Genomic DNA, 23,832 nt, shown 5'->3' with positions numbered 1-23,832 from the left:
ACAACCTTTTTCTGGAGTGGGTCATGAGCACAGTCAATACGCTGCAAAACGCGCTGCAAAACGTCAGCGCCGGCGAGCCGGATGCCGCCACGGGTTATCGCACGTTTCGCCTCGGCGATTTCGAGTTTTCACGCGACGCCTACTTCGTCACCGTCAAGTGGCCCGCGAAAGGCGAGCAGCGCTCGCATCAGATGCACGCCGACGACTTCCTGCGCGCGATGATGCGCGACGTCGCGTGGGGTTTCTTCTACGGCTGGGTCAATTTCGACGAAGTGATCGGCACGCGCAATCACTACGGCAAGGTCGACATGTATGCGGGCGCCTATAACGCGAGCTTCCGCGACGCCGCGGTCGATCATACGCAGCAGTTCGATACGCCCGTCATCATGGCGACCTTCAAGGCGATTCTGCGGGACTGGGTCAACGAAGGCTTCGACCCGTTCGCCGCCCCGAAGAGACGGGTTCCGCATTCGGCGCGAAGCATGGCGACAACATCGCGGCGATCGAACGCACGCGCATTGCCACGAAGCGCATGCCCGGACTGGAAGGCGATTCGCCGCTGCGCGACGATTTCCCCATCAACCGGCAATTCGCCGATGTCGCGCAGGACGAGCCGGAGATTCACGCTGCGCCTGGCTTCGAGAAGGAACTGCATGCGTTCAGTCTGTTCAAGTATCTGTCGCGCTCGGATGTCACGTGGAATCCGTCCGTGACGTCGGTGTGCAAGCAGAGCCTCTTTTGCCCGACGACGGAAGAATTCGTGCTGCCCGTGTTTCATGGCAACGATCGCGTCGAGTGGTTCCTGCAACTGTCGGATCAGATCATCTGGGACGTCGCCGACAAAGATACGGGCGAGCCGCGTGCGCGCATCACGATGAACGCGGGCGACATCGCCGCGATGCCCGCCGATATCCGCCACAAGGGCTATTCGCAGAAGCGTTCGATGCTGCTGGTGTGGGAGAACGCAACGCCCGATCTACCGAAGCGCTACGAGAGCGGTGAACTGCCGCCGTATCCGATTCAGCTTTAAGCACATCCTTTCGTGTTCCCTGTGGACGGCGCCTGACAGGTGGCGCCGCGGGGACGCTCACGCCCAAACGCCTCATCGAGCAGGACTGACATGCAAACGCAACTCTTCATCGACGGCCGCTTCGTGCCATCGCTCTCGGGCGAAACACTCGCCACGCTCAACCCTCACGACAACTCGGTGATCGCCGACGTTGCGATGGCGAATCACGCCGACGTCGATCGCGCCGTCGCTGCGGCGAAAGCGGCGTTCCCGAAGTGGAGCAACATGGCGGGCGCGGAGCGCGGGCGTCTGCTGCTGAAGCTCGCCGATGCGATCGAAGCGAATGCGGACCGGCTCGCGCGCCTCGAATCGATTGACACGGGTCATCCGATCCGCGACACGCGCAATCTCGATGTGCCGCGCACGGCGGCGACGTTCCGCTATTTCGGCGGCATGGCCGACAAGTTCGAAGGCTCGGTGATTCCCGTCGAGCAGGGCTTTCTGAATTATCTGACGCGCGAGCCGGTGGGCATCGTCGGGCAGGTGGTGCCGTGGAATTTTCCGCTGATGTTCACCAGTTGGAAGATGGCGCCCGCGCTCGCAGCGGGCAACTGCGTGATCATGAAGCCCGCCGAACTCACGCCGCTCTCCAGTCTCGCGATTGCCGAGCTGATGGCCGAAGTTGGCTTTCCGGCGGGCGTCGTCAATATTCTGCCGGGGCTTGGGCATGTGGCGGGCCAGTACATCGCCGAACATCCGGAGATCGGCAAGGTCGCGTTCACCGGCTCGACGGCTGTGGGGCGCAAGATCGTGCAGGCGTCGAGCGGCAATCTGAAGAAGGTGCAGCTCGAACTGGGTGGCAAGGGCGCGAACGTCGTGTTCAGCGACGCGAATATCGATGCCGTCGTGCAAGGTTCTGCGTTCGGCATCTTCCACAATCAAGGGCAGGCGTGCATCGCCGCGTCGCGGATGATCGTGCATGAGTCGGTCGCGGACGAAGTGCTCGAGAAGTTCGTCGCGCTCGCGCGTTCGATCCGTATCGGCGATCCGCTCGACCCAACCACGGAAATGGGCCCGCTCACTTCGCGCCAGCATCGCGACCGCGTGCTGTCGTATGTCGATATCGCGCGCGAGCAGGGCGGACGCGTGCTGTCGGGCGGCAAGTCGCCGGACAATGCGGCGCTCGCCAATGGCTGCTATGTCGAGCCGACCATCGTCGAAGCGAAGCCGACGGATCGTGTATCGCAGGAAGAAGTGTTCGGCCCGTTCATGAGCGTGACGACGTTCCGCACCGACGAAGAAGCGCTCGCCATTGCGAACGGCACGGAGTACGGCCTCGGTGCGGGCCTGTGGACGCGCGATCTGCAACGCGCGCACCTCATTGCGCGCGAGATTCATAGCGGCATGGTGTGGGTCAACTGCTACAAGCGCGTGAGCCCGGGCTCACCGTTCGGCGGCGTCGGCGCGAGCGGCTACGGGCGCGAAATGGGCTTCGAAGCGATGCGCGAGTACACTCAGGCCAAGTCGGTGTGGATCAATGTCGACGCGCAGATCCCGCCTTATTATCCGCGTTGAATTGTGCTGAAACCGTGCTGGAACGCTAACGACATGGAACCGTTCGTCTATCAGGGCTTGCCTTCGCGCGTCGTATTCGGCGTCGGCAGTCTGGATCATCTGGGCCGCGAGATCGAATGGCTCGGCGCGCAACGCGCCATCGTGCTGTCGACACCGCAACAGCGCACACAGGCCGAGCAACTCGCGGAACGCATCGGGCCGCGCGCGGCGGGCGTGTATGCGGAAGCGGTGATGCACGTACCCATCGAAACGGCGCGTGCCGCGCGCGACTACGCGGCGCGTGTCGGCGCCGATTGCGCAATCGCCATCGGCGGCGGCTCGACGACGGGCCTCGGCAAGGCCATCGCGCTCGAAACGTCGCTGCCCATCATCGCGATTCCGACCACTTACGCCGGTTCCGAAATGACGCCGATCTACGGCCTCACGGAAGGCGGCGTGAAGAAGACGGGCCGTGACTTGCGCGTGTTGCCGAAGACGGTCATCTACGATCCGTCTTTGACCGTATCGCTGCCGCCCGCGCTTTCGTTGACGAGCGGCATCAACGCGATTGCGCATGCCGCCGAAGGTCTGTACGCGCAGGACGCGAATCCCATCATGAGCCTGATGGCGGAAGAGGGCATACGCGCGTTGGGCGAAGGCTTGCCGCGCGTGATGAAGGCACCTGACGATCTCGATGCGCGCGCCGCATGTCTGTATGGCGCATGGCTGTGCGGCGCGGTGCTGGGCAGTGTCGGCATGTCGCTGCATCACAAGCTGTGTCATACACTTGGCGGCACGTTCAATCTGCCGCATGCCGAGACGCACACAATCGTTTTGCCGCACGCGCTAGCGTACAACCGCGCGGCGGCGCCGCACGCGATGCAGCGTATCGCGCGCGCCCTGCATGCGGACGATGCCGCACAGGCCGTGTTCGATCTCGCGCTCGACAACGGCGCACCGATCGCGCTGAAAGACATCGGCATGAAGGAAGGCGATATCGATGTCGCGCTCGATCTCGCGTTGAAAAGCCCTTATTGGAATCCGCGCGCGGTGGAGCGCGAACCGCTTCGCGCATTGCTGGAAAATGCTTACGAAGGACGCAGGCCCGCATAGCGCCGGCGCTATATTCCTGAAGCAATGAACAACGCAACCAGCGCCAATAGAGCGTGAGGACATCATGAGAGAGACAAGCGGCAACTCAGTTCATCCCACTACCGACATCGTGCTCGCCACGCTTTCGGGCTGCGCCGACGCGCGCCTGAAAGAGATCATGACGGCGCTCATCAAACACGTGCACGCATTTGCCGAAGAAGTGCAACTGACGGGCGACGAATGGCGGCGCGGCATCGAGTTCCTCACGCAGACGGGCAAGAAGTGCGATGGCATTCGCCAAGAGTTCATTCTGCTGTCGGACACGCTCGGCCTGTCGATCATGCTCGACGCGATTCATCGCCGGCACGACGTGACGGAATCGGCCGCTACGGAGCACAGCCTGCTCGGGCCGTTCTATCGCGAAGGCGCGCACGATGAAGCGTTCGGCGCGAACATCGCCCGCACGGAAGGCGAGCCGGCGCTGTTTCGCGGGCGGCTGGTCGACGAGTCGGGCAAGCCCGTGCCGAATGCGCTCATCGAAGTGTGGGAAACGGCCAATAACGGCATGTATGAAGGACAGGACCCGGACCAGCCGGAAAGCAATCTGCGCGGCCGCTTCCGCTCGGGACCAAGCGGCGAATACGCGTTCCGTTCGATCAAGCCGACGCCCTATCCGATTCCGACGGATGGTCCCGTCGGCCAGATGCTGCTCGCGCTCGGCCGTCATCCGATGCGGCCCGCGCATGTGCATTTCCTGATTCAGGCGCCCGGCTATGACACGCTCACCACGGCGCTGTTCAGTTCCGACGACCCGTATGTGGATTCGGATGCGGTGTTCGGCGTGAAGCCTTCGCTCGTGGTCGAGTACGTCACGAACGAGAGCCGCGCCGACGCGAAAGAGTGGGACTTGCCGAGCCCGTTCTTCGACGTGCAGCGCGACTTCGTGCTGACGCGCTCAGACGGAGCGGCATGATGATGACGGCAATGGCATTGTGTCCGCTCGATGACATCCCCGATGGCGGCGGCAGGGAGGTCGCGCCTACCGGAGCGGGCGAGGCTGCCATCGTCGTGCTGCGGCGCGGCGATCGCGCGTGGGCTTATCGTAATGTATGCCCGCACTTCTCGATCCCGCTCAACTACGAGCCGGACACTTTCTGGACCTATGACGGCGAGCATCTGATGTGCGCGCATCACAGCGCGATGTTCCGCTTCGAGGACGGCGTGTGCGTCGATGGGCCTTGCCTTGGCGCAGCATTGACGCGCGTGCCCGTGCGCGTCGAAGCGCGGATGGTGATCGAAAGTCAGGAAGACGACGGTGTTTGACAAAACCGCGCGCATGGGCGGCGCTGGAACGTCAAATCGGGCAGAGTAACGGCGTGGCGGGGCGGTATCTGCTATCGTTCGCGTCTATGCTACCCATCATCTCGGTCTCGAATCTGTCGAAGACATACGCATCGGGTTTCCAGGCCCTCAAGCGTATCGACCTCTCCATTCGCCAAGGCGAAATCTTTGCATTGCTCGGGCCGAACGGCGCGGGCAAGACCACGCTCATCAGCATCATCTGCGGCATCGTCAATGCGAGCGAAGGCACCGTGACCGTCGACGGCCGTGATATCCGCACCGACTACCGCGCCGCGCGTTCGCTGATCGGACTGGTGCCGCAGGAATTGACCACCGATGCCTTCGAAACCGTCTGGGCGACGGTCTCGTTCAGCCGTGGCCTGTTCGGCAAGCCGAAGAATCCGGCGCATATCGAACAGGTGCTGCGCGATCTCTCGCTGTGGGAGAAGCGCAATAGCCGCATCATCCAGTTGTCGGGCGGCATGAAGCGGCGTGTGCTGATCGCCAAGGCGTTGTCGCACGAGCCGCGCATCCTGTTTCTCGACGAGCCGACGGCGGGTGTCGACGTCGAACTGCGCCGCGATATGTGGAAGCTGGTGCGCTCGTTGAGCGCGAACGGCGTGACGATCATCCTCACCACGCATTACATCGAAGAAGCCGAAGAGATGGCTGACCGCATCGGTGTGATCAACGGCGGCCAGATCATGCTCGTCGAAGACAAAGTGGAGTTGATGCGCAAGCTCGGCAAGAAGCAGTTGACGCTGCAACTCGAAACGCCGCTCGCGTGCGTTCCGGCGTCGCTGGCCGATTATGGGCTGGAGCTTGCGAACGACAACGGCGAACTGATCTACACGTACGACGCCGAACGCGAGAAGAGCAGCAGCATCGTCGCGCTGCTCAACGACCTCAGCGAAGCGGGTATCCGCTTCAAGGACCTGCACACCACACAAAGCTCGCTCGAAGACATCTTCGTGAGTCTCGTGCATAAGCAACAACAAGAGGAGAGCGTGCGATGAACATCCATGCCATCCGCGCAATCTACCGCTTCGAAATGGCGCGCACCGGGCGCACGCTGATGCAAAGCGTGATCGCGCCCGTCATTTCGACATCGCTCTATTTCATCGTGTTCGGCTCGGCGATCGGCTCGCGTATCCGCGAAGTGGAGGGCATCAGCTACGGTTCGTTCATCGTGCCGGGGCTCATCATGCTGTCGCTGTTGTCGCAGAGTATTTCCAACGCGTCGTTCGGTATCTATTTTCCGCGCTTCACGGGCACCATTTACGAATTGCTGTCCGCGCCCGTGTCGTATCTGGAGATCGTGATCAGCTATGTCGGCGCGGCGGCGACCAAGTCGATCATTCTCGGTCTGATCATTCTCGCCACGGCGGGGCTGTTCGTGCCGTTGCAGGTGCAGCATCCCGTCTGGATGATCGCGTTTCTGGTGCTGACGGCCGTCACCTTCAGTCTGCTCGGTTTCATCATTGGTATCTGGGCCGACAACTTCGAGAAGCTGCAACTCGTGCCGCTGCTCATCATCACGCCGCTGACGTTTCTCGGCGGCAGTTTCTACTCGGTCGCGATGCTGCCGCCGGCGTGGAAAATCGTCACGCTGTTCAATCCCATCGTCTATCTGGTCAGCGGCTTTCGCTGGAGCTTCTTCGGGCTGGCGGATGTCAGCGTCGGCATCAGTCTCGGCATGACCGCGCTGTTTCTTTGCATCTTCCTTGCAGTGATCGCGTGGATATTCAAAACGGGCTATCGCCTGAAGTCGTAGTACGATGAACGTCGTTGGCGCGAAGCCGACATGGGAGAGGCTGCGGGACACCGCATCGCAGCCGTTCGATATCGCAGCATGGCGCATTCAGCGAGACGCGAGCGACAACCATGGCCACGACGCAATCACGACCGCTCGGCGCATTCGCCGCGCACGTCCGCAATAACGAGGTCGAGCTGACTGAACGCTGGCTGAAGGCCGTGTTCAGCGATGTCGAGCTGACAGAACCCGACCGTCTGACCAACGAGCAGTTGACGGACCACGTACCCGACATTCTCGATTCCATGTGCAGCGCGCTCGAGCAGCAGGACCTCGAAGAGGTCGAGCCCGAAATCGAGCGCAAGGCGAAGCTGCACGGCAAGATGCGCTGGAGGCAGGGCTACCGCATCGACGAACTGGCGCGCGAACTCGATCTGTTCCGCCAGGTGCTGATGGGCGCGGTCGTCCAGTACGCGGAGACGCATCCCGCCTTTACGCGGCGTCACGAAGAACGTGCACGCTATTTCATCGACGAGGCCGTCAGCTTCGTCACGCTGACGTCGATACGTGAAGTCGTCACTGAACGGGATCGCAAAATCGACGAATATACGGGGCGGCTCGAACGCGCCAACCACGAACTGCTTCTCAAGCAGAAGCTGGTCGGTGAACTGTACGAGTCGCGCATGCAGATCACACGCAGCGTCGTGCACGATCTTCGAAATTTTCTCAATGTGTTTTCGATGGCGTTGCAGCTCGTCGCGCGCGCGCCGGCAAAAACCGAGGCCGCGCTTGCGCTCGCGAACCGGCAGGCCGCCGACATGAAGGTGCTGGTCGATGAACTGGTCGAGTATTCGGTCGTGCTCGGCGACACGAATCAGGCCGCTGTCGAAACCGTCGATCTGCACGCGCTGTTCGAGGAACTGGTCGCTTCATGCGGCCCTGCTATCCGCGAGAAAGGGCTCAAGCTGAATGCATCGTTCGACGGGCAACTGGCGTCCGTACAGTCGAACCGCCTCAAGCTCAAGCAGATCGCGATCAATCTGCTGACGAATGCGTCGAAGTACACGAAGGCGGGCGAGGTGACGCTGGAAATCAGGGCGCGCGGCAACGACGCATGGTGTCTGCGCGTGTCGGATACGGGCGTGGGCATCGGTGCATCGGATCGCGACCGCGTGTTCAAGGAATTCGAGCGCGCCAACGACGACGACGTGCCCGGCGCGGGTCTCGGCCTCGCTATCGTCAAGGAATTGTCCCGGATGCTCGACGGTGAATTGCGCTTCGACTCGCAGCGCGGCGTCGGCACGACGTTCGAGATCACGTTCCCGATGCAGCTTGCGCCCGCCGGGACCGCGGACGCGCTAAAGCGCTAGCGCAATAAAAAAGGCCGGGCAGCGATGCCCAGCCTTCTTCAAACTGCGGTGCTGAAATCGGCTCAGCCGAACAGCTTCATCGCCTGCAGCAGCGTGTTCACCACGCCCCACGTCAGCGGAATCAGCACATACACCCAGAACACGGCGAGCAGGCCCTTGTTCGTCGGATGAGGCGTTTGCGTCGACATTGTGTTTCTCCTTTGTCTGACCTTATTTGGCGGCCGCGAGTTGCGCGTCCGTCATGTGATGCCTGTCGTGCACGTGCTTGACGAGCAGGTTGCAGATGAAGCCGATCACGAGCAGCACGGTCATGATGTGCACGGTCATCGTGTACGCGTCCGCCTTCGCGACGCCATGCGCGACCTGATAGGCACGGATGTAGTTGACGAGCACGGGGCCCGCGACGCCCGCTGCCGCCCAAGCCGTCAGCAGACGCCCGTGAATGCCGCCGACGAATGCCGTGCCGAACATGTCCGCGAGATAGGCGGGCACGGTCGAGAAGCCGCCGCCGTACATCGACAGGATCACGCAGTAGCACAGCACGAACATCGCGATGTTGCCCGCCGAAGCGAAGCTCGGCACGAGCCAGTACAGCACGGCGCCCAGCGCGAAGAAGATGAAGTAGGTGTTCTTGCGGCCCACGTAATCCGACGCCGATGCCCACACGAAGCGGCCACCCATGTTGAAGAGCGACAGCAGGCCGACGAAGCCGGCAGCAGCAGCGGCGCTCACCGTGTCCTTGAAGCTTTCCTGGATCATCACGGAAGCCTGGCCGAGAATGCCGATGCCGGCCGTCACGTTCAGGAACAACACCAGCCAGATCAGATAGAACTGAGGCGTCTTCAGCGCCTGGTCGATGTGCACGTGGTTGCGCGTGATCATCTTCTGCGTCGTGGTCGCGGGCGGCGTCCAGCCGGCCGGCTTCCAGTCGGCGGGCGGCACGCGGATCGCGAGCGCGCCGATCGACATCGAAATGAAGTACGCGATACCCAGCACGATGAACGTTTCAGCCACGCCGATGCTCGTTGCGCTCTTGAAGTGGTTCATCAGCGCGACGGACAGCGGGGCGGCGATCATCGCGCCGCCGCCGAAGCCCATGATCGCCATGCCCGTCGCCATGCCGCGACGGTCCGGGAACCAGCGGATCAGCGTCGATACGGGCGATACGTAGCCGAGCCCGAGCCCGATTCCGCCGATCACGCCATAGCCGAGATACAGCAGCGCAATCTGGTGCGTCCACACGCCGATCGCCGAGACGATGAAGCCGCCGCCGAAGCAGCACGCGGCCGTGAACATCGTGCGGCGCGGGCCGACTTTTTCGAGCCACTTGCCGGCAAAGGCCGCCGACAAGCCGAGGCAGACGATCGCGAGCGAGAAGATCCAGCCGAGCGTGGTCAGCGACCAGTCATCCGGCGCGGACTGCGTGATGCCGATGACTTTGGTGAGCGGCCCGTTGAACACGGAGAAAGCATAGGCCTGGCCGATGCACAGGTGCACGGCGAGGGCGGCAGGCGGCACCATCCAGCGGGAAAAGCCAGGTTGGGCGATCGTTGCCTGTTTTGAAAAGAATGATGGCGAGCTGGCGTTACCGCCGGGCTCAGTGATGCTGCTCATGGTCGGTCTCCAATCGGGCTAAACGTCTGGTTATCGGTTGCAATTGCCGAAACTTGAGGTCGCGCAAATTTCAGGAGATATGCTGGGCTGCAACATATTTAGAAACGTGCTACCTGGAGGCCAAATTCGGCAATGGCGAGACGATAGGTGCCCGCGATCAGCTTGGCAATATGAGAATTAAATGCATATGGAAATCGCTGGAACCGTTGTGCGCAGCGGGATACAGCGATTTCAAGCGACATGCTGCCGCAGGTGACGGCGTGACGCGCCAGTCGCCCGTATTCATTTCGGGGCGGAATCGATTTGGGCGTGTCAGTTGCTGCGTATGCACATAGAAAGGCTCGCGTGTGGTTTTTTGGAACAGCGTTGGACGCCGTTTTGGTACTGACAACCGCTTCTAGAAGTACAGTTTGCAGCGAATGAAAACAGCACAGTATCGGCTGGGACGGCCAGCCATCGCGGTTCCGGGCCCGGCGTGCTACGTTGGAATTGTTGCAAGCGCTGAACAACTGTATCTGATATACCACATACAACATACTTGATTTTTTCCGCGACGCAGCATATGATTGAGTCATCGAATCACTCAATAACGGGAGCAGCAAATGGATTTCGTGTCGCTTGCATTCTTCGCCGTGGCTGTCGTGGGACTGGGTTCGGCCGCAACCGTGCTGCTGACCAGGTGGATTCCGCAGCATGTCGCCGAACTGGCATCGCAGCATGGCCGTTTCGCCGGTCTCGAAGCAGCCACGGTGCGTGAAGCCACGCCGTACCGCGCGCGTGTCGAAGCCGCGATGAACGCGGTCGGCTCGTCGAACTAAGCAGTGTCCACACCCGCACTGAACCTGCCTCTGGCGCTGCAGCCCATCGGCAACAGCGCCAGCCTCCGCGATCAGGCCTACGCTTTATTGCGTCAGGCCATCGCGGATGCCGACATTTACGCGTCGAGCGAAGAGATTCGCCTCGACGAGCGGGCGCTGAGCGAATCACTGGGCGTGAGCCGCACGCCCGTGCGCGAGGCGATGACGCTGTTGGAGCAGGAAGGTTTTCTGCGCATGGTGCCGAGGCGCGGCATCTATATTGTGCGCAAGAGCAAGCGTGAGATCGTCGAGATGATCCAGATGTGGGCCGCGCTGGAAAGCATGGCCGCGCGTCTCGCCACGCAGCACGTAACGGACGAAGAGATCGCTCGGCTGCGGCACATGTTCGATCAGTTCCGCGATTCGACGCCGGCCGAACATATCGCCGAGTATTCGAATGCGAACATCGCGTTCCATCAGTCCATCGTCGAACTGTCGAAGTCGCAGATCATTCTCGACACGATCAAGAACATCTTTATCCACGTGCGCGCGATTCGCCGCATGACGATTTCGCAGAGCGACCGCGCGTCGCGCTCGATCGTCGATCACTTGCGCATCATCGAGGCACTGGAAAAGCGCGACACCGAACTCGCGGAGCGCCTCGTGCGCGATCACTCGCTTGGACTGGCGGCTTTCGTCGAAGCGAATTGCGATTTTCTGGACTGAGCGTTGCTGCTCGATGTATCCAGAGGCCAGCGAAACCAACAGTCCGCTGGCCTTTTTCACATCATGACTGCATGGCCTTGAGCATCGTCTCGCCGAGCGCTGCGGGAGATTGCGCGACGTGAATGCCCGCCGAGCGCATTGCGTCGATCTTCGCGCCCGCCGTGCCCTTGCCGCCCGAGATGATCGCGCCCGCGTGCCCCATCCGGCGTCCGGGCGGCGCGCTCGTGCCGGCGATGAAACCAACCACCGGCTTCTTCGAGCCCGAATCCTTCAGAAACTGCGCCGCGTCCTCTTCAGCCGAGCCGCCGATCTCGCCGATCATGATGATGCCTTGCGTGTCGTCATCGGCGAGGAACATCTCCAGGCAATCGATGAAGTTCGTGCCGTTGACGGGATCGCCGCCGATGCCGATGCAGGTCGTCTGCCCGAGGCCCGCCGCCGTGGTTTGCGCGACGGCTTCGTAGGTCAGCGTGCCGGAGCGCGACACCACGCCGATCTTGCCCGGACGGTGAATATGCCCCGGCATGATGCCGATCTTGCACTGGCCCGGCGTGATGACGCCCGGACAGTTCGGCCCGATCAGGCGCGTCGGCGACCCTGCGAGCGCGCGCTTCACGCGCACCATGTCGATCACGGGAATGCCCTCGGTGATACAGACGACGAGGGGAATCTCCGCATCGACGGCTTCGAGAATCGCGTCGGCGGCCATGGGCGGCGGCACGTAGATCACGGATGCGTTCGCGCCCGTTGCATCGACGGCGTCGGCGACGGTGTCGAACACGGGCAGCCCGAGATGCGCCGCGCCGCCCTTGCCGGGCGTGACGCCGCCGACCATCTGCGTGCCGTAGGCGAGGGCCTGCTCGGAGTGAAACGTGCCTTGCGATCCCGTGAAGCCCTGGCAAATCACTTTCGTGTTGCGATCGATCAGTACGGCCATGTCAGTTCGCCTCCGTCGCGTTGTTTTCCTTCACTGCGGCGACGACCTTGCTCGCCGCGTCGGCGAGATGATCGGCCGAGAGAATCGGCAGCCCCGAGTCGCGCAGAATCTGCTTGCCGAGTTCGACGTTCGTGCCTTCCAGCCGCACGACGAGCGGCACGCGTAAGTCCACTTCGCGCGCGGCGCTGACGACGCCTTCGGCAATCACGTCGCAACGCATGATGCCGCCAAAGATGTTGACCAGAATCCCTTCCACTTTGGGATCGCGCAGAATCAGGCGGAACGCGGTCGCGACGCGTTCTTTGGTCGCGCCGCCGCCCACATCGAGAAAGTTCGCCGGCTCGCCGCCATAGAGCTTGATGATGTCCATCGTCGCCATGGCGAGGCCCGCGCCGTTCACCATGCAGCCGATGTTGCCGTCGAGCGTCACATAGTTGAGGCCATGCTTGGCGGCTTCCAGTTCGGCGGCGTCTTCTTCCGCTTCGTCGCGCAGCGCTTCAATGGACGGATGGCGGAACAGGGCGTTATCGTCGAAATTGATCTTCGCGTCGAGCGCGATCACGTCGCCTTGCTGCGTGACGACGAGCGGGTTGATCTCGACAATCGACGCATCCAGTTCGACGAACGCGCGATACGCGTTGGCGATGAACTGCGCCGCCGACTTGATCTGCTTGCCCGTCAGCCCGAGGCCGAACGCAATCTGGCGCGCGTGGAACGGTTGCAGACCCGTCGCAGGATCGATCGCGACTTTCAGGATCTTCTCGGGCGTGCGCGCGGCGACTTCTTCGATCTCCATGCCGCCTTCCGTCGACGCCATCACCGTGATGCGCGACGTGCTGCGGTCGATCAGCATGCCGAGGTACAGCTCGCGTTCGATCGCGCAGCCTTCCTCGATATAGACGCGCTTCACTTCGCGTCCCACCGGCCCCGTCTGCTTCGTGACGAGCACGTGCGACAACATCTGCGCCGCGTTCAGACCGACATCGCTGACCGACTTGACGACGCGCACGCCGCCTTTGCCGTTCGGATCGTCGGCGAAACGGCCTGCGCCGCGCCCGCCCGCATGAATCTGCGATTTCACGACCCACACCGAGCCGCCGAGCGCGAGCGCCGCGTCCTCGGCCTCCTGCGGCGTGAACGCGACGCGCCCATTCGGCACGGCGACGCCATAGCCCTTCAGCAGTTCCTTCGCCTGATATTCGTGAATGTTCACCTGTCTCCTCGCTGAGTGGATTCGACGCTCGGAGGCGTCAATTGATAGGGCGGTCGGCTCAGGGTAGAAATATGGTATGTGATATATCAGATATGCTCAAGCAGATAAATGGATCGGGGTTTTCCCTTTGTGAAGCGGGCTCTTAATGCGAAAGTTCGCCTCTTCGCCTTGTGTTGTAAGGCTTTAGGCGATTCTCATCGGTTCTGCTTACGGAGGTGAAAGCGCTTGCAGCGATTAGATATATCACATACCGTATAGAACACGGACGATCGAAAACAGAGCGTCAGGTGCTCGGAGGGGCATAACATGGGCAAGGCACTCGACGGTGTGCGCATTCTCGATTTCACCCACGTGCAATCGGGCCCGACCTGCACGCAGTTGCTGGCGTGGTTCGGCGCAGACGTGATCAAGGTAGAGCGCGCGGGCGCGGGCGACATCACGCGCGAACAGCTGCGCGACATCCCCGACGCCGACAGCCTGTACTTCACGATGCTCAACCACAACAAGCGCTCGGTCACCATCGACACGAAAAACCCCGAAGGCAAGCTCGTGCTCGAGGCGCTGATCCAGAAGTGCGACGTGCTGGTGGAGAACTTCGCGCCGGGCGCGCTGGACCGCATGGGTTTTACGTGGGAGCGCATCCAGGAGCTGAACCCGAAGATGATCGTCGCGTCGGTCAAGGGCTTCGGCCCCGGGCCGTACGAGGACTGCAAGGTCTACGAGAACGTCGCGCAGTGCGTGGGCGGCGCAGCGTCCACCACGGGCTTCGATGACGGCCCGCCCGTCGTGACGGGCGCGCAGATCGGCGACAGCGGCACGGGTCTGCATCTGGCGCTGGGCATCGTCACCGCGCTCTATCAGCGCACCATGACGGGCCGCGGCCAGAAGGTGCTCGCGGCGATGCAGGACGGCGTGCTGAACCTGTGCCGCGTGAAGCTGCGCGACCAGCAGCGGCTCGAACGCACGGGTGTCATGAAGGAATATCCGCAGTATCCGAACGGTACATTCGGTGAAGCGGTGCCGCGTGCGGGCAATGCATCGGGCGGTGGACAGCCGGGCTGGATCCTGAAGTGCAAGGGCTGGGAGCACGACCCGAACGCCTACATCTACTTCATCACGCAGGCCCCCGTGTGGGTGAAGATCTGCAACGTGATCGGCAAGGAAGAGTGGGCCACCGATCCCGAGTACGCGACACCGGGCGCACGCCTGCCGCGCCTGAAGGAAATCTTCGCGGAGATCGAACGCTGGACGATGACGAAGACCAAGTTCGAGGCGATGGAGATCCTGAACAAATACGACATTCCGTGCGGCCCGATCCTGTCGATGAAGGAGATCGCGGAAGACGACTCGCTGCGCAAGACGGGCACGATCGTCGAGGTCGATCACCCGGTGCGCGGCAAGTATCTGACGGTGGGCAACCCGATCAAGCTGTCGGACAGCCCGACGGACGTGACGCGCTCGCCGCTGCTCGGCGAACACACGGACGAAGTAATGGCCGAACTCGGCTATTCGCGTGAACAGATCGAAGCGCTCAGAACAGTCGGCGCTATCTGAGCGAAGCACAAAACGAACAAGCGGAACAAGCGCATATGCGCGACGCAAGGAGATGACATGCCGGATGGTGCGGGCTTCATCGCGTGGTCGGGACTCGAGCGCCTGGAGCTGTATGTGTTCGTGTTTTCAGGCGCATTGCTGCTGGCGATCGCGTCGACCGCGCTCGTCAACCGGCTCACGCATCGCGGGCGGAACATGCGGCAAGTCGCGGCAGGCGACAAGCTCGTCGATCTGCTGGCGATGGGATTGTGTATCTGGCTTGGTTACGCTTTTGTCAACGAGCCTGCGCAACTGCCGGGCATCGCGGCGCTGTTCGCCGTGAGCCTGCTGGCGGCCGCGCTGGGCGCGCACGTGATGCTGACCACGCACGAGCACGATGTGCGCGCCCCTGCGCATTGCGGCATGTTGGCCCGGCGTGGTGTGTCGTTGCGCGTCGCGTGGGACGGCGACCCTGCGCGCATGCAAGCCGCCGACGATTTCACGCAGCGCTGGACATGGACGAGCAATCCGCGCCGCACGCAGGCGCGCTGCCTGTCAGCTGCAAGGGGCATGCATATGACGCACGCGGCGATGCGCGTGCGCAGCCGCCAACGTTATCAGCTCAAGCGTCACTGAAGCGTCACTGAAGTCACTGAACAAAACACGGGACGGCTGTGCTTCGTGAATCGTCGGATTCACGAAGCACAGCCGTCGGAGAGAGTCATCGATGAACTGCAACCCTGCGTCATTGAGCGACAGACCCGCGATAGAACTGGTTCTTCCGGTCGAAGATCAGTTGCGCGAGAAAGTCGGCGTCATAGGCGTTGAGCAGATGCGATTGAAAGCGCTCGATATAGGCGGTAATGCGCGCCATTTCATTGCTGACGTCGTCGAAGAAATCGAGCGTGGCCTGGCTCCAGCGAAACCGCAGGCCCAGATCACTGAACGCGGCGTTGTAGGCGCTCAGGAGCGCTTCATTGTGCAGATCGGCAGACTGATTCATTGCAGGACTCCCATGTCGAGTGACGAGGCTCGTCAGAAGCATAGGAGCCGAAATGAATCCGCAATAGTTAAAGTTTTATTGGCTATCCATAGCGCGTCACTTATGGACGGCCAGTTGATTCACGCGCGTAATCTGCTCGATCAGGGCCGCGCCTTCTTCCATCAGAAAGCGCTTGAACGCCACGGCAACGGGCGGCAGCCGCTTGTTCTTGCGATGCACGACGTACCAGTTGAGCATCACCGGAAAGCCTTCGACATCCAGCACGACGAGATGCCCGACCTGCAATTCGAGGCTGATCGTATGCGCGGACAGAAACGCGATGCCCATGCCCGCGATCACGGCCTGCTTGATGGTCTCGGTGCTCTTGATCTCCATGGCGATCTTCAGGTTGGTGAGGCGCCCCGCAAAGCCTTCTTCCATCGAATTCCACGTGTCCGAGCCGCGTTCACGCACCACGAAGGCCTCGCTCGCAAGCTGATTGATCTTGATGTTGCGCTTGTTGGCGAGAGGATGCGTGGGCGCCGCGACGATCACATACGGATGCGGCGCGAACACTTCGGTGATCGCATCCATTTCCTGCGGCGGACGCACCATCACCGCGAGATCGGTCTGATTCGTCGACAGCTGATGCAGCAGTTCTTCGCGGTTGTGCACGGCAAGATTCAATTCGACACCCGCATAGCGGCGCGTGAACTCGGCAAGCAGGCGCGGAAAGAAGTAGTCGCCCGCGCTGATCACCGCGACGTTCAGCTTGCCACCCGATATGCCTTTGAGCTGGCCCATCGCTTCGTCGACTTCATGAAATTGCTGAATGATCGCGCGGCTGTAGTGAAGCATTTCGGTGCCCGCCGGCGTCATGTAGATCTTCTTGCCGAGCTGCTCGAAAAGCGGCAAGCCCGCGTGTTCTTCGAGTTGCCGGACCTGGGTGGAAACGGCGGGCTGCGTGAGGTGCAGTTCCTCCGCCGCGCGCGAAAAGCTCAGATGCCGCGCCACTGTTTCGAAGACTTTCAGCTGGCGGAGGGTCGCGTTACGCATTGTCATGGCGGATGTATAAGCGAAGGTGAATCCTCATGGTAACAAACTTTAATTATCAGTAATTCAGCATTGACCCTAGCATGGATTCTGTAATGGACGATTCGCAGCGCGAGCATCGGGTTAACGCTTAAAACAAGGCTCCGATGCGGCAAAGACAAGATCCGGTAACAGGTACTTTTAACAGGCAAATAAAGCAACCGGGTAAATCGGATTAAAGGATTTATAGAAAAGAAGTAGTGGAATTGGCATTGCGCAATACCCCGAAGCAGTCCGTTTGGGGACACAACTATAAGGTGGCATGGATACAGACCGGCGCTTTGGCCGGCTGCCCTAAATAGATAGCGGAGACAGGCACATGAACAGCATTTCTCAGCAAGCTCCCGTTGCGTTCTGGCGCAACCGGTGGTGGCAACTAGCATTTGGCATCTTGTGCATGGCGCTCGTCGCCAACCTTCAGTACGCGTGGACGCTGTTCGTCACACCGATGAGCACAAAGCATCATTGGGGGCAGGCTGAAGTTCAGCTCGCGTTCTCGATCTTCATTCTGACCGAGACATGGCTGGTGCCGGTGGAAGGATGGCTCGTCGACCGTTTTGGTCCGCGTCCCGTCGTCGCGGGCGGCGCGATTTGCGCGGGCCTTGCCTGGGTGATGAATTCCTATGCGACGACACTGCCGGAGTTGTACGCCGCGTCCGTGATCGCGGGTATCGGCGCGGGCGGCGTGTACGGCACGTGCGTCGGCAATGCGTTGAAGTGGTTCCCGGACAAGCGCGGTCTCGCTGCGGGTCTGACGGCAGCGGGCTTCGGTGCAGGCGCGGCCGTCACGGTGATTCCCATTGCAAACATGATCACGCGTACGGGCTACGAGCATACCTTCCTGTTCTTCGGCATTCTGCAGGGCGTCTGCATTTTCGTGCTCGCGCTGTTGCTGAGAAAACCCGACGGCGCAAAGGCACCGGCCGCGAAGCGCAAGTTTGCTGTCACCAAGCAGGACTACACGCCAGGCCAGATGATCAAGTCGCCTGTGTTTTGGGTGATCTATGCGTCGTTCGTTGCAGTTGCCGCAGGTGGCCTGATGGCGACGGCGCAACTCGGTCCGATCGCGAAGGACTGGGGTCTCGCGAAACTGCCGATGACACTGTTCGGCGCCACGCTGCCGCTGCTGACGATGACACTCTCCATCGACAACGTCTGCAACGGCTTCACGCGTCCGCTGTGCGGCTTCATCTCCGACAAGGTCGGCCGCGAAAACACGATGTTCGCGATCTTCATCGGCGAAGGTCTCGCGCTGCTCGGGCTGATGCAGTACGGCCAGAACCCGTATGCGTTCATGACGTTCGCGGCGCTGATCTTCCTGTTCTGGGGCGAAATCTTCTCGATCTTCCCGGCCATCTGCGCGGACACGTTCGGCAGCAAGTACGCGGCGGCGAATGCGGGCACGCTCTATACGGCGAAGGGCACTGCATCGTTGATCGTGCCGATTGCTTCCGTGCTCGCGGCGACGGGCGGCTGGAACCTGGTGTTCATCGTCTCGGCCGTCATCACGATTGCGGCGGGTGTGTCGGCGAAATTCGTGCTGGCGCCGATGCGTGCGCGCTGGATCGCTTCATCGAACGAGGCATCTCGCGAACTCGAGCCGGAACTGGCGGCAAGCGGACCGGGCCTGCGTCACTGGCCGGAACAGACGGGCGAATAAACCCGTATCACTTCAACATGGCGACCTGAACACATGAACGTATCGTTGCAGCAATTGAAGGTGTTCGTCGCCGTCGCGCGTCAGCGGAGCTTCACCCGCGCGGCGCGCGAGTTCGATCTGACACAGTCGGCCGTGAGCCGGTGCGTGCGTGAACTCGAAGAGGCGATTGCATTGCGTCTCTTCGATCGCACGACGCGTCAGGTCGAACTGACGACAGCGGGCTCGCGGCTCGAACGGCGCATCGGGCGGCTGATCGAAGAAATCGAACTGACGTTGCGCGAAGAGCGCGCCGCTCACGAAGAGCACACGGGCGTCGTGGTGGTCGCGTGCGATCCCGTGACGTCGTCGGGCTGGCTGCCCGAGCGGCTCGCGCGCAGCGCTGCAATCTTCCCCGATCTGATCGTCACCGCGAAGGAACAGCCTCAGCATGCCGTGCTCGCCGCTATCGAGCAGGGCGAAGTCGACTTCGGCGTACTGTGCGACGCGCACGTCGCGGGCGCCGATGCCTTTCACACGCAGCCGCTCGTCTCGACGCCGCTGTGCGCGGTGCTGCCGCTCGCGCATCCGCTCGCCTCGGGTGCCGCGCTGCACTGGGAAGCGCTGCGCAATACCAGGACCGTCACGCAACTCGTCACGCTGAATGCGGAAGCGGGCACGCGCAACGTGACAGAGCGGGCATTGAACATGCATCGTATCGATGGGGCACGCGCCAACGAATGCGGGCATCTCGCCGCGGCGCTGCGCATGATCGAACTCGGTCTCGGCATTGGCGTATTGCCTGTCGATATGCATGCCGCCGCGCTGCCGGCGTCGCTCGTCGCGCTTCCGCTCGTGCCTGAAGTGTCCGTCACGACGATGCTGGTGCGCCGCCGCAACCGCTCGCTGCGACCCAATGCCGAAGCCGTCTGGGCGCTGTTTGCCGGCAAGGAATTGCCCGACCATGCTGGCGCGTCCGCGACGCCTGGCGCAGTATCTGCCAATCCAGCCATAAAAGGAGTCACACACGAACCGATGCCGTGCGTACCCGACGAGGCGCTGATGCGTGCCTCATAAGCGCGAGGGTGCGGGCGGTTCAGCCAACGGTTCGCGAAGCAGCCATATCGCAATCGCAAGGAGTACGAGATGGACACTGAAACCGACCTCAGACGCTACGATCTTCTCATCGACGGCAAGCGGCTGCCGCCCGGCACCGGCGAATACACCGTCAACATCAACCCCGCGACAGAAGAGCCGATAGCGCTCGTCGCGCAAGGCAGCGCGCAGGATGTCGATACGGCCGTCAAGGCGGCGCGCGCCGCGCTGAAAGTGTGGAACGGCATGCGCGCCGCCGAGCGCGGCCGCATCCTGATGCGCTTCTCCGAACTGCTGCGCGAACACCAGGACGAAATCGTCGCGCTGGAAAGCCTCGACGCGGGCAAGCCGCTCGCCGCCGTCAAACGCCAGGACGTGCCCGCCGCCATCGACACGCTCGCGTACTACGCCGGCTGGTGCGACAAGATCAACGGCCAGGTCGTGCCTGTGCGTCCCGACGCGTTGACCTACACGGTGCGCGAGCCCGTCGGCGTGGTCGGCGCGATCGTGCCGTGGAATTTCCCGCTGATGATCGGCATGTGGAAGATCGCGCCCGCGCTCGCATGCGGCTGCACGATGGTCGTGAAGCCCGCAGAGATCACGCCGCTGTCGGCGCTGCGCATCGGCGAACTTGCGCTGGAGGCGGGCGTGCCGCCTGGCGTGCTGAACATCGTGACGGGCAAGGGGCGCGTGGTCGGCGATGCGATCGTCGCGCATCCGGGCATCGACAAGGTGACGTTTACCGGTTCGCCGTCGGTCGGGCGCGGCATTCTGCAGGGCGCGGCGGGCAACTTCAAGCGCGTGACGCTGGAACTCGGCGGCAAATCGGCGAACGTGATTTTCGCCGATGCGAATATCGACAACGCGGTCCGCGCGGCGGCCTCGGGGATTTTCTTCAACACGGGGCAGGTGTGTTCGGCGGGCTCGCGCATTCTCGCGCATCGCGATGTCTACGACGAAGTGGTCGAACGGCTTGCTGCGCGCGCGAAAGCACTCAAGGTCGGCGATCCGTCCGAGCGGGAAACGACCATGGGGCCGCTCGTGTCGGCCGCGCAGATGAAGACGGTGCTCGATTACGTGGACATCGGCAGGAACGAGGGCGCATCGCTCGTGACGGGCGGCGCGCGCATCGGGCAGAAGGGCTTCTTCGTCGAGCCGACAGTGTTCGCGAACGTCGAGCACGAGATGCGGATTTCGCAGGAGGAAATCTTCGGGCCGGTGGCGAGCGTCGTGCGCTTCAACGACGAAGAGGACGCAGTGCGCATCGCGAACGGCACCGCGTACAGCCTCGCGGCGGGCGTATGGAGCGCGGATATCGGCCGAGTGCATCGCGTCGCGCATGCGCTGAAGGCGGGCACGGTGTGGATCAACACCTACGGCTATACCGACGTGCGGCTGCCGTGGGGCGGCTCGGGCGATTCGGGCTTTGGCCGCGAACACGGCGATGTCGCGATCGAAAACTTCACGGAGCCGAAGTCGATCTGGCTCGCGCTCGAACATTGATCGCGGCGCTGCAATGAAAAACGGATCGGACGTTTTGCGTCCGATCCGTTTTTTCATGTGCCGCAGCGAAGACTCAGCTTGAGCGCCGCACCAGCAAAAAGCTCACGCCGATTGCCCCGAGAAAGGCGCCGCAGCAGCGGTTGAACCAGCGGCGCACGGTGGCACGCGTCAGCCATTTGCCGAGATACATGCCCGCCCACGAATACAGCGCGATCGCAAACCATTCGAGCACGAGAAAGCTCGCGCCGAGCACGGCGAATTGCGGCAGCATCGGCTTCGAAATATCGACGAATTGCGGCAGGAAAGCGGTGAACACCAGAATCGCCTTCGGATTGCCCGCCGCGACAAAGCATTCCTGGCGCGCGATACGCCACAGCGATGCGTCGTCCTGTTTCAGTGCGTCCATCGGCCCGGCGTCGCTGCGCCACAGCTGGATAGCAAGCCAGATCAGATAGGCGGCGCCCACCAGTTTGATCGCGAGGAAGAACAATTCCGATGCGTGCAGCACGACGGCGAGGCCCGTCGCGGCTAGCACCAGCATGCCGGCGAAGGCGACCAGCCGTCCGCTGCCGGCGACGAACGCCGTCATGAAGCCGTGCCGGGCGGCGACGTTGATCGACAGCAGATTGTTGGGCCCGGGCGCCATGTTGATCGCGAAGCACGCGGGAAGAAAAAACAACCAGGCGGTGAGAGACATGACGGCTCGCTCGGACGGGCCACCGCGCGGCGTGGGTTCGCATGGCGCGCGGTGGCGAATTCAGGTGGGGAATATCAGATTGTAGCGAAATGCCGGCTGCGGCCGCGCCGCAGCGGAAGGAATGTGGGCCGCAACCCGGCGGCGCCAGCGCGGAGGAAAAGGCGCGTGCTACTCGACGGGCTGTAGCGCCTGATGAAACGACGGATCTCTGACGATCGTATCGACGCTGATTTTCACGACGTCGTCGAGTGCAAGTGCGGCGTTCGTGAACTTCTGCCGGAACAGATGGACCGTATTGCTCTTCACGTAGACAGTCTGTTTCGTCGACGCATTGGTGACGAAGTAGCGCATGGTCATCGTCCACGTGGCCCGCGGCCGCGCATCGTCCACCGACAACACCTCGATCCGCCCGCTCAGCACCAGTTTGTCGTGCGTCGTCACGGCGATGCCCGACTTGCGCCATGCGGACACGACGGCGTCGCGCACCGTCGACTCGACGCCTTTCTTTAACAGGATCGACGTCGTCGCCGTGTTGGCGATGCGATCGAAGGTGACGTAGCCATCGCGCGCGGGCATGTACGCGAAGTCGCGAGCGGAGGCGATGACGAGCGCGTTGTCCGCGGGCGTCGAGGTCGACGCGGCGGAGCGGGGCACGAAGAAGGAGCACGCGGAGCTGAGGAGCGCGAAGCAGGCGATGCTGGATCGTTTGAGCAGAAGGGGGTTCACGGCAATGGCGCAGCAGGTGTGACGCTGCGGGATGAAAGTCGAAACCCGAGAGTGTGTCGCGCGGACCTGAGCGCGAATATGAGACGTGTCCTAAAAATATGGCCGCTGCGTGGGATTGGCGTCGCAAGCGGTCGAACGATTGACCACGGTCAATACGTGCGCGGCGGGATCGGAACACTGATGGGAGGCTGTTTCCCGGTCATCCGGCTGTGTTCGCGGCGAGTCTTTTGAGCGGCATCAATGTGCCAACTCCGTATCTCAATCCAGTGCCCGTCTTATCGCATTAAGAGTGTTCTTACAGTCTTTTTTTGGATAGTCCGCGATACTCATCGACGCTCATTTTCATCCAGACCAAGAGACCTTCCATGCTTGACTCGTCCGCACTTCAATCGATGAAACCGCTTTTCATGACGCCATGCTACGGCGGCAACGTCATGGCGAACTTCGCAAATAGCCTGCTCGCCCTCAATAACGCGATGTGGCAGACGGGCATGCAGGGCTCGGTGCGAATCCGTTCAGGCGAAAGCCTGATTACCCGCGCGCGCAATGAGGCCGTCGCGGAATTTCTGCTCGATCCGGGCTACACGCATCTGTTCTGGATCGACGCGGACATCGGTTTTTCCGTCGATCAGGTGTTGCGGCTACTGCTTGCCGATCGCGATGTCGCGGCGGGCGTGTATCCCCTCAAGCGTTTCGACTGGCCCGGCGTGCTGCCCGGCGGACTCACGCAGGAAACCTTTGCCGCGCGCTACCTGCGTTACCCCGTGAATGCGCACGATGGCGTCTCGCCGGCGATCGACAGCGACGGCTTTCTGGAAGTCAGCGAAGCGCCGACGGGCTTCATGTGCATCAAGCGCAGCGTGATCCAAACGATGATCGCGCGGCTGCCCGAACTGAAGTACGTGCCCGACGGTGCGCCGGACTCGCCGCTCTACGATCTCTGCTACCGCTTCTTCGACGTGATGGTCGAGCCTTCCACGGGCCGTTATCTGTCGGAAGACTATGCGTTTTGCCGGCGCTGGCGCGATATCGGTGGGCAGGTATTCGTCGATACGCAATCGAAGCTGTCGCATCAGGGCTGCTACACGTGGCACGGCGATTTCGGCGCGTCGCTTGCGGCGAGTCCGCTGATGGCGATTGGCGGCGAGTGCTGATGCGCAAC

General features: G+C 62.1%; 24 protein-coding genes and 1 pseudogene. 16 read left to right on the top strand and 9 right to left on the bottom strand.

What is annotated here, in order from left to right; all coding sequences use genetic code 11:
- Positions 1 to 23 precede the first annotated feature (23 nt).
- From H1204_RS23450 to H1204_RS23415, 8 genes and pseudogenes are all read left to right on the top strand, one after another.
- A pseudogene (locus H1204_RS23450) lies at positions 24 to 1,030 on the top strand (hydroxyquinol 1,2-dioxygenase).
- A 90-nt stretch (positions 1,031 to 1,120) separates the two neighbouring features.
- A complete protein-coding gene (locus H1204_RS23445) occupies positions 1,121 to 2,584 on the top strand; it encodes an aldehyde dehydrogenase family protein (protein ID WP_180733166.1) in 1,464 nt (487 codons plus the stop codon).
- Positions 2,585 to 2,617: 33 nt separating this feature from the next.
- A complete protein-coding gene (locus H1204_RS23440; RefSeq protein WP_180733165.1) occupies positions 2,618 to 3,676 on the top strand; it encodes a maleylacetate reductase in 1,059 nt (352 codons plus the stop codon).
- A 64-nt stretch (positions 3,677 to 3,740) separates the two neighbouring features.
- Positions 3,741 to 4,628 carry an intradiol ring-cleavage dioxygenase gene (locus H1204_RS23435; RefSeq protein WP_180733164.1) on the top strand — a complete coding sequence of 296 codons (888 nt, stop codon included), beginning with the start codon at positions 3,741 to 3,743 and terminating at the stop codon, positions 4,626 to 4,628.
- Positions 4,625 to 4,978 (top strand): Rieske (2Fe-2S) protein, encoded by a 354-nt coding sequence (locus tag H1204_RS23430; protein WP_180733163.1) that lies wholly within the window; start codon positions 4,625 to 4,627, stop codon positions 4,976 to 4,978. The genes H1204_RS23435 and H1204_RS23430 overlap by 4 nt, the downstream gene beginning before the upstream one ends.
- An 86-nt stretch (positions 4,979 to 5,064) precedes the next feature.
- Positions 5,065 to 6,012: an ABC transporter ATP-binding protein gene (locus tag H1204_RS23425; protein ID WP_180733285.1), complete on the top strand. Its 948-nt coding sequence runs from the start codon at positions 5,065 to 5,067 to the stop codon at positions 6,010 to 6,012.
- Positions 6,009 to 6,770 (top strand): ABC transporter permease, encoded by a 762-nt coding sequence (locus H1204_RS23420; protein WP_036000988.1) that lies wholly within the window; start codon positions 6,009 to 6,011, stop codon positions 6,768 to 6,770. Before H1204_RS23425 ends, H1204_RS23420 begins: the two co-directional genes overlap by 4 nt.
- Positions 6,771 to 6,880: 110 nt before the next feature.
- Positions 6,881 to 8,119: a sensor histidine kinase gene (locus tag H1204_RS23415; RefSeq protein WP_180733162.1), complete on the top strand. Its 1,239-nt coding sequence runs from the start codon at positions 6,881 to 6,883 to the stop codon at positions 8,117 to 8,119.
- A gap of 62 nt (positions 8,120 to 8,181) precedes the next feature.
- On the opposite strand, the gene H1204_RS23410 is transcribed toward H1204_RS23415, so the two are convergent.
- The 3 genes from H1204_RS23410 to H1204_RS23400 form a co-directional block, all read right to left on the bottom strand.
- A complete protein-coding gene (locus H1204_RS23410) occupies positions 8,182 to 8,307 on the bottom strand; it encodes a hypothetical protein (RefSeq protein ID WP_036000996.1) in 126 nt (41 codons plus the stop codon).
- Positions 8,308 to 8,329: 22 nt separating this feature from the next.
- Positions 8,330 to 9,733, bottom strand: a complete 1,404-nt coding sequence (locus H1204_RS23405; protein ID WP_180733161.1) for an OFA family MFS transporter — start codon at positions 9,731 to 9,733, stop codon at positions 8,330 to 8,332.
- A gap of 98 nt (positions 9,734 to 9,831) precedes the next feature.
- Positions 9,832 to 10,308, bottom strand: coding sequence for a hypothetical protein (locus H1204_RS23400; RefSeq protein WP_180733160.1), 477 nt, complete (start codon positions 10,306 to 10,308; stop codon positions 9,832 to 9,834).
- A gap of 27 nt (positions 10,309 to 10,335) precedes the next feature.
- On the opposite strand from H1204_RS23400, the gene H1204_RS23395 reads away from it, so the two are divergent.
- Positions 10,336 to 10,551, top strand: coding sequence for a hypothetical protein (locus H1204_RS23395; RefSeq protein ID WP_180733159.1), 216 nt, complete (start codon positions 10,336 to 10,338; stop codon positions 10,549 to 10,551).
- 24 nt (positions 10,552 to 10,575) lie between these two features.
- Positions 10,576 to 11,256, top strand: a complete 681-nt coding sequence (locus tag H1204_RS23390; RefSeq protein ID WP_180733284.1) for a GntR family transcriptional regulator — start codon at positions 10,576 to 10,578, stop codon at positions 11,254 to 11,256.
- A 61-nt stretch (positions 11,257 to 11,317) separates the two neighbouring features.
- On the opposite strand, the gene sucD is transcribed toward H1204_RS23390, so the two are convergent.
- Entirely contained in the window at positions 11,318 to 12,193 is an 876-nt protein-coding gene (gene sucD, locus H1204_RS23385) for a succinate--CoA ligase subunit alpha (RefSeq protein ID WP_180733158.1), read from the bottom strand.
- Position 12,194: 1 nt separating this feature from the next.
- Positions 12,195 to 13,406 carry an ADP-forming succinate--CoA ligase subunit beta gene (gene sucC, locus H1204_RS23380; protein WP_180733157.1) on the bottom strand — a complete coding sequence of 404 codons (1,212 nt, stop codon included), beginning with the start codon at positions 13,404 to 13,406 and terminating at the stop codon, positions 12,195 to 12,197.
- Between the two features lie 306 nt (positions 13,407 to 13,712).
- On the opposite strand from sucC, the gene frc reads away from it, so the two are divergent.
- Both frc and H1204_RS23370 read left to right on the top strand, forming a co-directional pair.
- A complete protein-coding gene (gene frc / locus H1204_RS23375; RefSeq protein WP_094297439.1) occupies positions 13,713 to 14,960 on the top strand; it encodes a formyl-CoA transferase in 1,248 nt (415 codons plus the stop codon).
- A gap of 57 nt (positions 14,961 to 15,017) precedes the next feature.
- Positions 15,018 to 15,575, top strand: coding sequence for an NADP transhydrogenase subunit beta (locus tag H1204_RS23370; RefSeq protein WP_180733156.1), 558 nt, complete (start codon positions 15,018 to 15,020; stop codon positions 15,573 to 15,575).
- A gap of 109 nt (positions 15,576 to 15,684) precedes the next feature.
- Here H1204_RS23370 and H1204_RS23365 read toward each other — a convergent pair whose 3' ends face one another.
- Together H1204_RS23365 and H1204_RS23360 are read right to left on the bottom strand one after the other, a co-directional pair.
- Positions 15,685 to 15,942: a hypothetical protein gene (locus H1204_RS23365; RefSeq protein ID WP_180733155.1), complete on the bottom strand. Its 258-nt coding sequence runs from the start codon at positions 15,940 to 15,942 to the stop codon at positions 15,685 to 15,687.
- Between the two features lie 96 nt (positions 15,943 to 16,038).
- The gene (locus H1204_RS23360; protein WP_180733154.1) at positions 16,039 to 16,983 is read right to left on the bottom strand and encodes a LysR family transcriptional regulator; all 945 of its coding nucleotides are present in this window, start codon (positions 16,981 to 16,983) and stop codon (positions 16,039 to 16,041) included.
- A gap of 349 nt (positions 16,984 to 17,332) precedes the next feature.
- On the opposite strand from H1204_RS23360, the gene oxlT reads away from it, so the two are divergent.
- The 3 genes from oxlT to H1204_RS23345 all read left to right on the top strand — a co-directional run bounded on the left by oxlT (position 17,333) and on the right by H1204_RS23345 (position 21,247).
- A complete protein-coding gene (oxlT, locus tag H1204_RS23355) occupies positions 17,333 to 18,673 on the top strand; it encodes an oxalate/formate MFS antiporter (RefSeq protein ID WP_180733153.1) in 1,341 nt (446 codons plus the stop codon).
- Positions 18,674 to 18,706: 33 nt separating this feature from the next.
- Positions 18,707 to 19,726, top strand: coding sequence for a LysR family transcriptional regulator (locus tag H1204_RS23350; protein ID WP_180733152.1), 1,020 nt, complete (start codon positions 18,707 to 18,709; stop codon positions 19,724 to 19,726).
- A 69-nt stretch (positions 19,727 to 19,795) separates the two neighbouring features.
- A complete protein-coding gene (locus H1204_RS23345; protein ID WP_180733151.1) occupies positions 19,796 to 21,247 on the top strand; it encodes an aldehyde dehydrogenase family protein in 1,452 nt (483 codons plus the stop codon).
- 73 nt (positions 21,248 to 21,320) lie between these two features.
- On the opposite strand, the gene H1204_RS23340 is transcribed toward H1204_RS23345, so the two are convergent.
- Together H1204_RS23340 and H1204_RS23335 are read right to left on the bottom strand one after the other, a co-directional pair.
- Positions 21,321 to 21,944, bottom strand: a complete 624-nt coding sequence (locus H1204_RS23340) for a LysE family translocator (RefSeq protein WP_009770396.1) — start codon at positions 21,942 to 21,944, stop codon at positions 21,321 to 21,323.
- A gap of 168 nt (positions 21,945 to 22,112) precedes the next feature.
- Positions 22,113 to 22,598, bottom strand: coding sequence for a hypothetical protein (locus tag H1204_RS23335; protein WP_243468770.1), 486 nt, complete (start codon positions 22,596 to 22,598; stop codon positions 22,113 to 22,115).
- A gap of 437 nt (positions 22,599 to 23,035) precedes the next feature.
- Here H1204_RS23335 and H1204_RS23330 point away from each other — a divergent pair, with 437 nt between their 5' ends.
- The gene (locus H1204_RS23330; RefSeq protein WP_180733149.1) at positions 23,036 to 23,824 is read left to right on the top strand and encodes a hypothetical protein; all 789 of its coding nucleotides are present in this window, start codon (positions 23,036 to 23,038) and stop codon (positions 23,822 to 23,824) included.
- Positions 23,825 to 23,832 lie beyond the last annotated feature (8 nt).

It is taken from the genome of Paraburkholderia sp. PGU19, assembly GCF_013426915.1.
Classification (GTDB): Bacteria; Pseudomonadota; Gammaproteobacteria; order Burkholderiales; family Burkholderiaceae; genus Paraburkholderia.
Note: the sequence above shows the minus strand (reverse complement) of the source record. Positions and strands in the feature narration are given on the sequence as shown.

Excerpts from the sequence above, each read along its gene's own strand:
- H1204_RS23445 (WP_180733166.1), top strand. The coding sequence starts at position 1,121 with ATGCAAACGCAACTCTTCATCGACGGCCGCTTCGTGCCATCGCTCTCG.
- H1204_RS23440 (WP_180733165.1), top strand. The coding sequence starts at position 2,618 with ATGGAACCGTTCGTCTATCAGGGCTTGCCTTCGCGCGTCGTATTCGGC.
- H1204_RS23435 (WP_180733164.1), top strand. The coding sequence starts at position 3,741 with ATGAGAGAGACAAGCGGCAACTCAGTTCATCCCACTACCGACATCGTG.
- H1204_RS23430 (WP_180733163.1), top strand. The coding sequence starts at position 4,625 with ATGATGATGACGGCAATGGCATTGTGTCCGCTCGATGACATCCCCGAT.
- H1204_RS23425 (WP_180733285.1), top strand. The coding sequence starts at position 5,065 with ATGCTACCCATCATCTCGGTCTCGAATCTGTCGAAGACATACGCATCG.
- H1204_RS23420 (WP_036000988.1), top strand. The coding sequence starts at position 6,009 with ATGAACATCCATGCCATCCGCGCAATCTACCGCTTCGAAATGGCGCGC.
- H1204_RS23415 (WP_180733162.1), top strand. The coding sequence starts at position 6,881 with ATGGCCACGACGCAATCACGACCGCTCGGCGCATTCGCCGCGCACGTC.
- H1204_RS23410 (WP_036000996.1), bottom strand. The coding sequence starts at position 8,307 with ATGTCGACGCAAACGCCTCATCCGACGAACAAGGGCCTGCTCGCCGTG.
- H1204_RS23405 (WP_180733161.1), bottom strand. The coding sequence starts at position 9,733 with ATGAGCAGCATCACTGAGCCCGGCGGTAACGCCAGCTCGCCATCATTC.
- H1204_RS23400 (WP_180733160.1), bottom strand. The coding sequence starts at position 10,308 with ATGACTCAATCATATGCTGCGTCGCGGAAAAAATCAAGTATGTTGTAT.
- H1204_RS23395 (WP_180733159.1), top strand. The coding sequence starts at position 10,336 with ATGGATTTCGTGTCGCTTGCATTCTTCGCCGTGGCTGTCGTGGGACTG.
- sucD (WP_180733158.1), bottom strand. The coding sequence starts at position 12,193 with ATGGCCGTACTGATCGATCGCAACACGAAAGTGATTTGCCAGGGCTTC.
- frc (WP_094297439.1), top strand. The coding sequence starts at position 13,713 with ATGGGCAAGGCACTCGACGGTGTGCGCATTCTCGATTTCACCCACGTG.
- H1204_RS23370 (WP_180733156.1), top strand. The coding sequence starts at position 15,018 with ATGCCGGATGGTGCGGGCTTCATCGCGTGGTCGGGACTCGAGCGCCTG.
- H1204_RS23365 (WP_180733155.1), bottom strand. The coding sequence starts at position 15,942 with ATGAATCAGTCTGCCGATCTGCACAATGAAGCGCTCCTGAGCGCCTAC.
- H1204_RS23360 (WP_180733154.1), bottom strand. The coding sequence starts at position 16,983 with ATGACAATGCGTAACGCGACCCTCCGCCAGCTGAAAGTCTTCGAAACA.
- oxlT (WP_180733153.1), top strand. The coding sequence starts at position 17,333 with ATGAACAGCATTTCTCAGCAAGCTCCCGTTGCGTTCTGGCGCAACCGG.
- H1204_RS23350 (WP_180733152.1), top strand. The coding sequence starts at position 18,707 with ATGAACGTATCGTTGCAGCAATTGAAGGTGTTCGTCGCCGTCGCGCGT.
- H1204_RS23345 (WP_180733151.1), top strand. The coding sequence starts at position 19,796 with ATGGACACTGAAACCGACCTCAGACGCTACGATCTTCTCATCGACGGC.
- H1204_RS23340 (WP_009770396.1), bottom strand. The coding sequence starts at position 21,944 with ATGTCTCTCACCGCCTGGTTGTTTTTTCTTCCCGCGTGCTTCGCGATC.
- H1204_RS23330 (WP_180733149.1), top strand. The coding sequence starts at position 23,036 with ATGCTTGACTCGTCCGCACTTCAATCGATGAAACCGCTTTTCATGACG.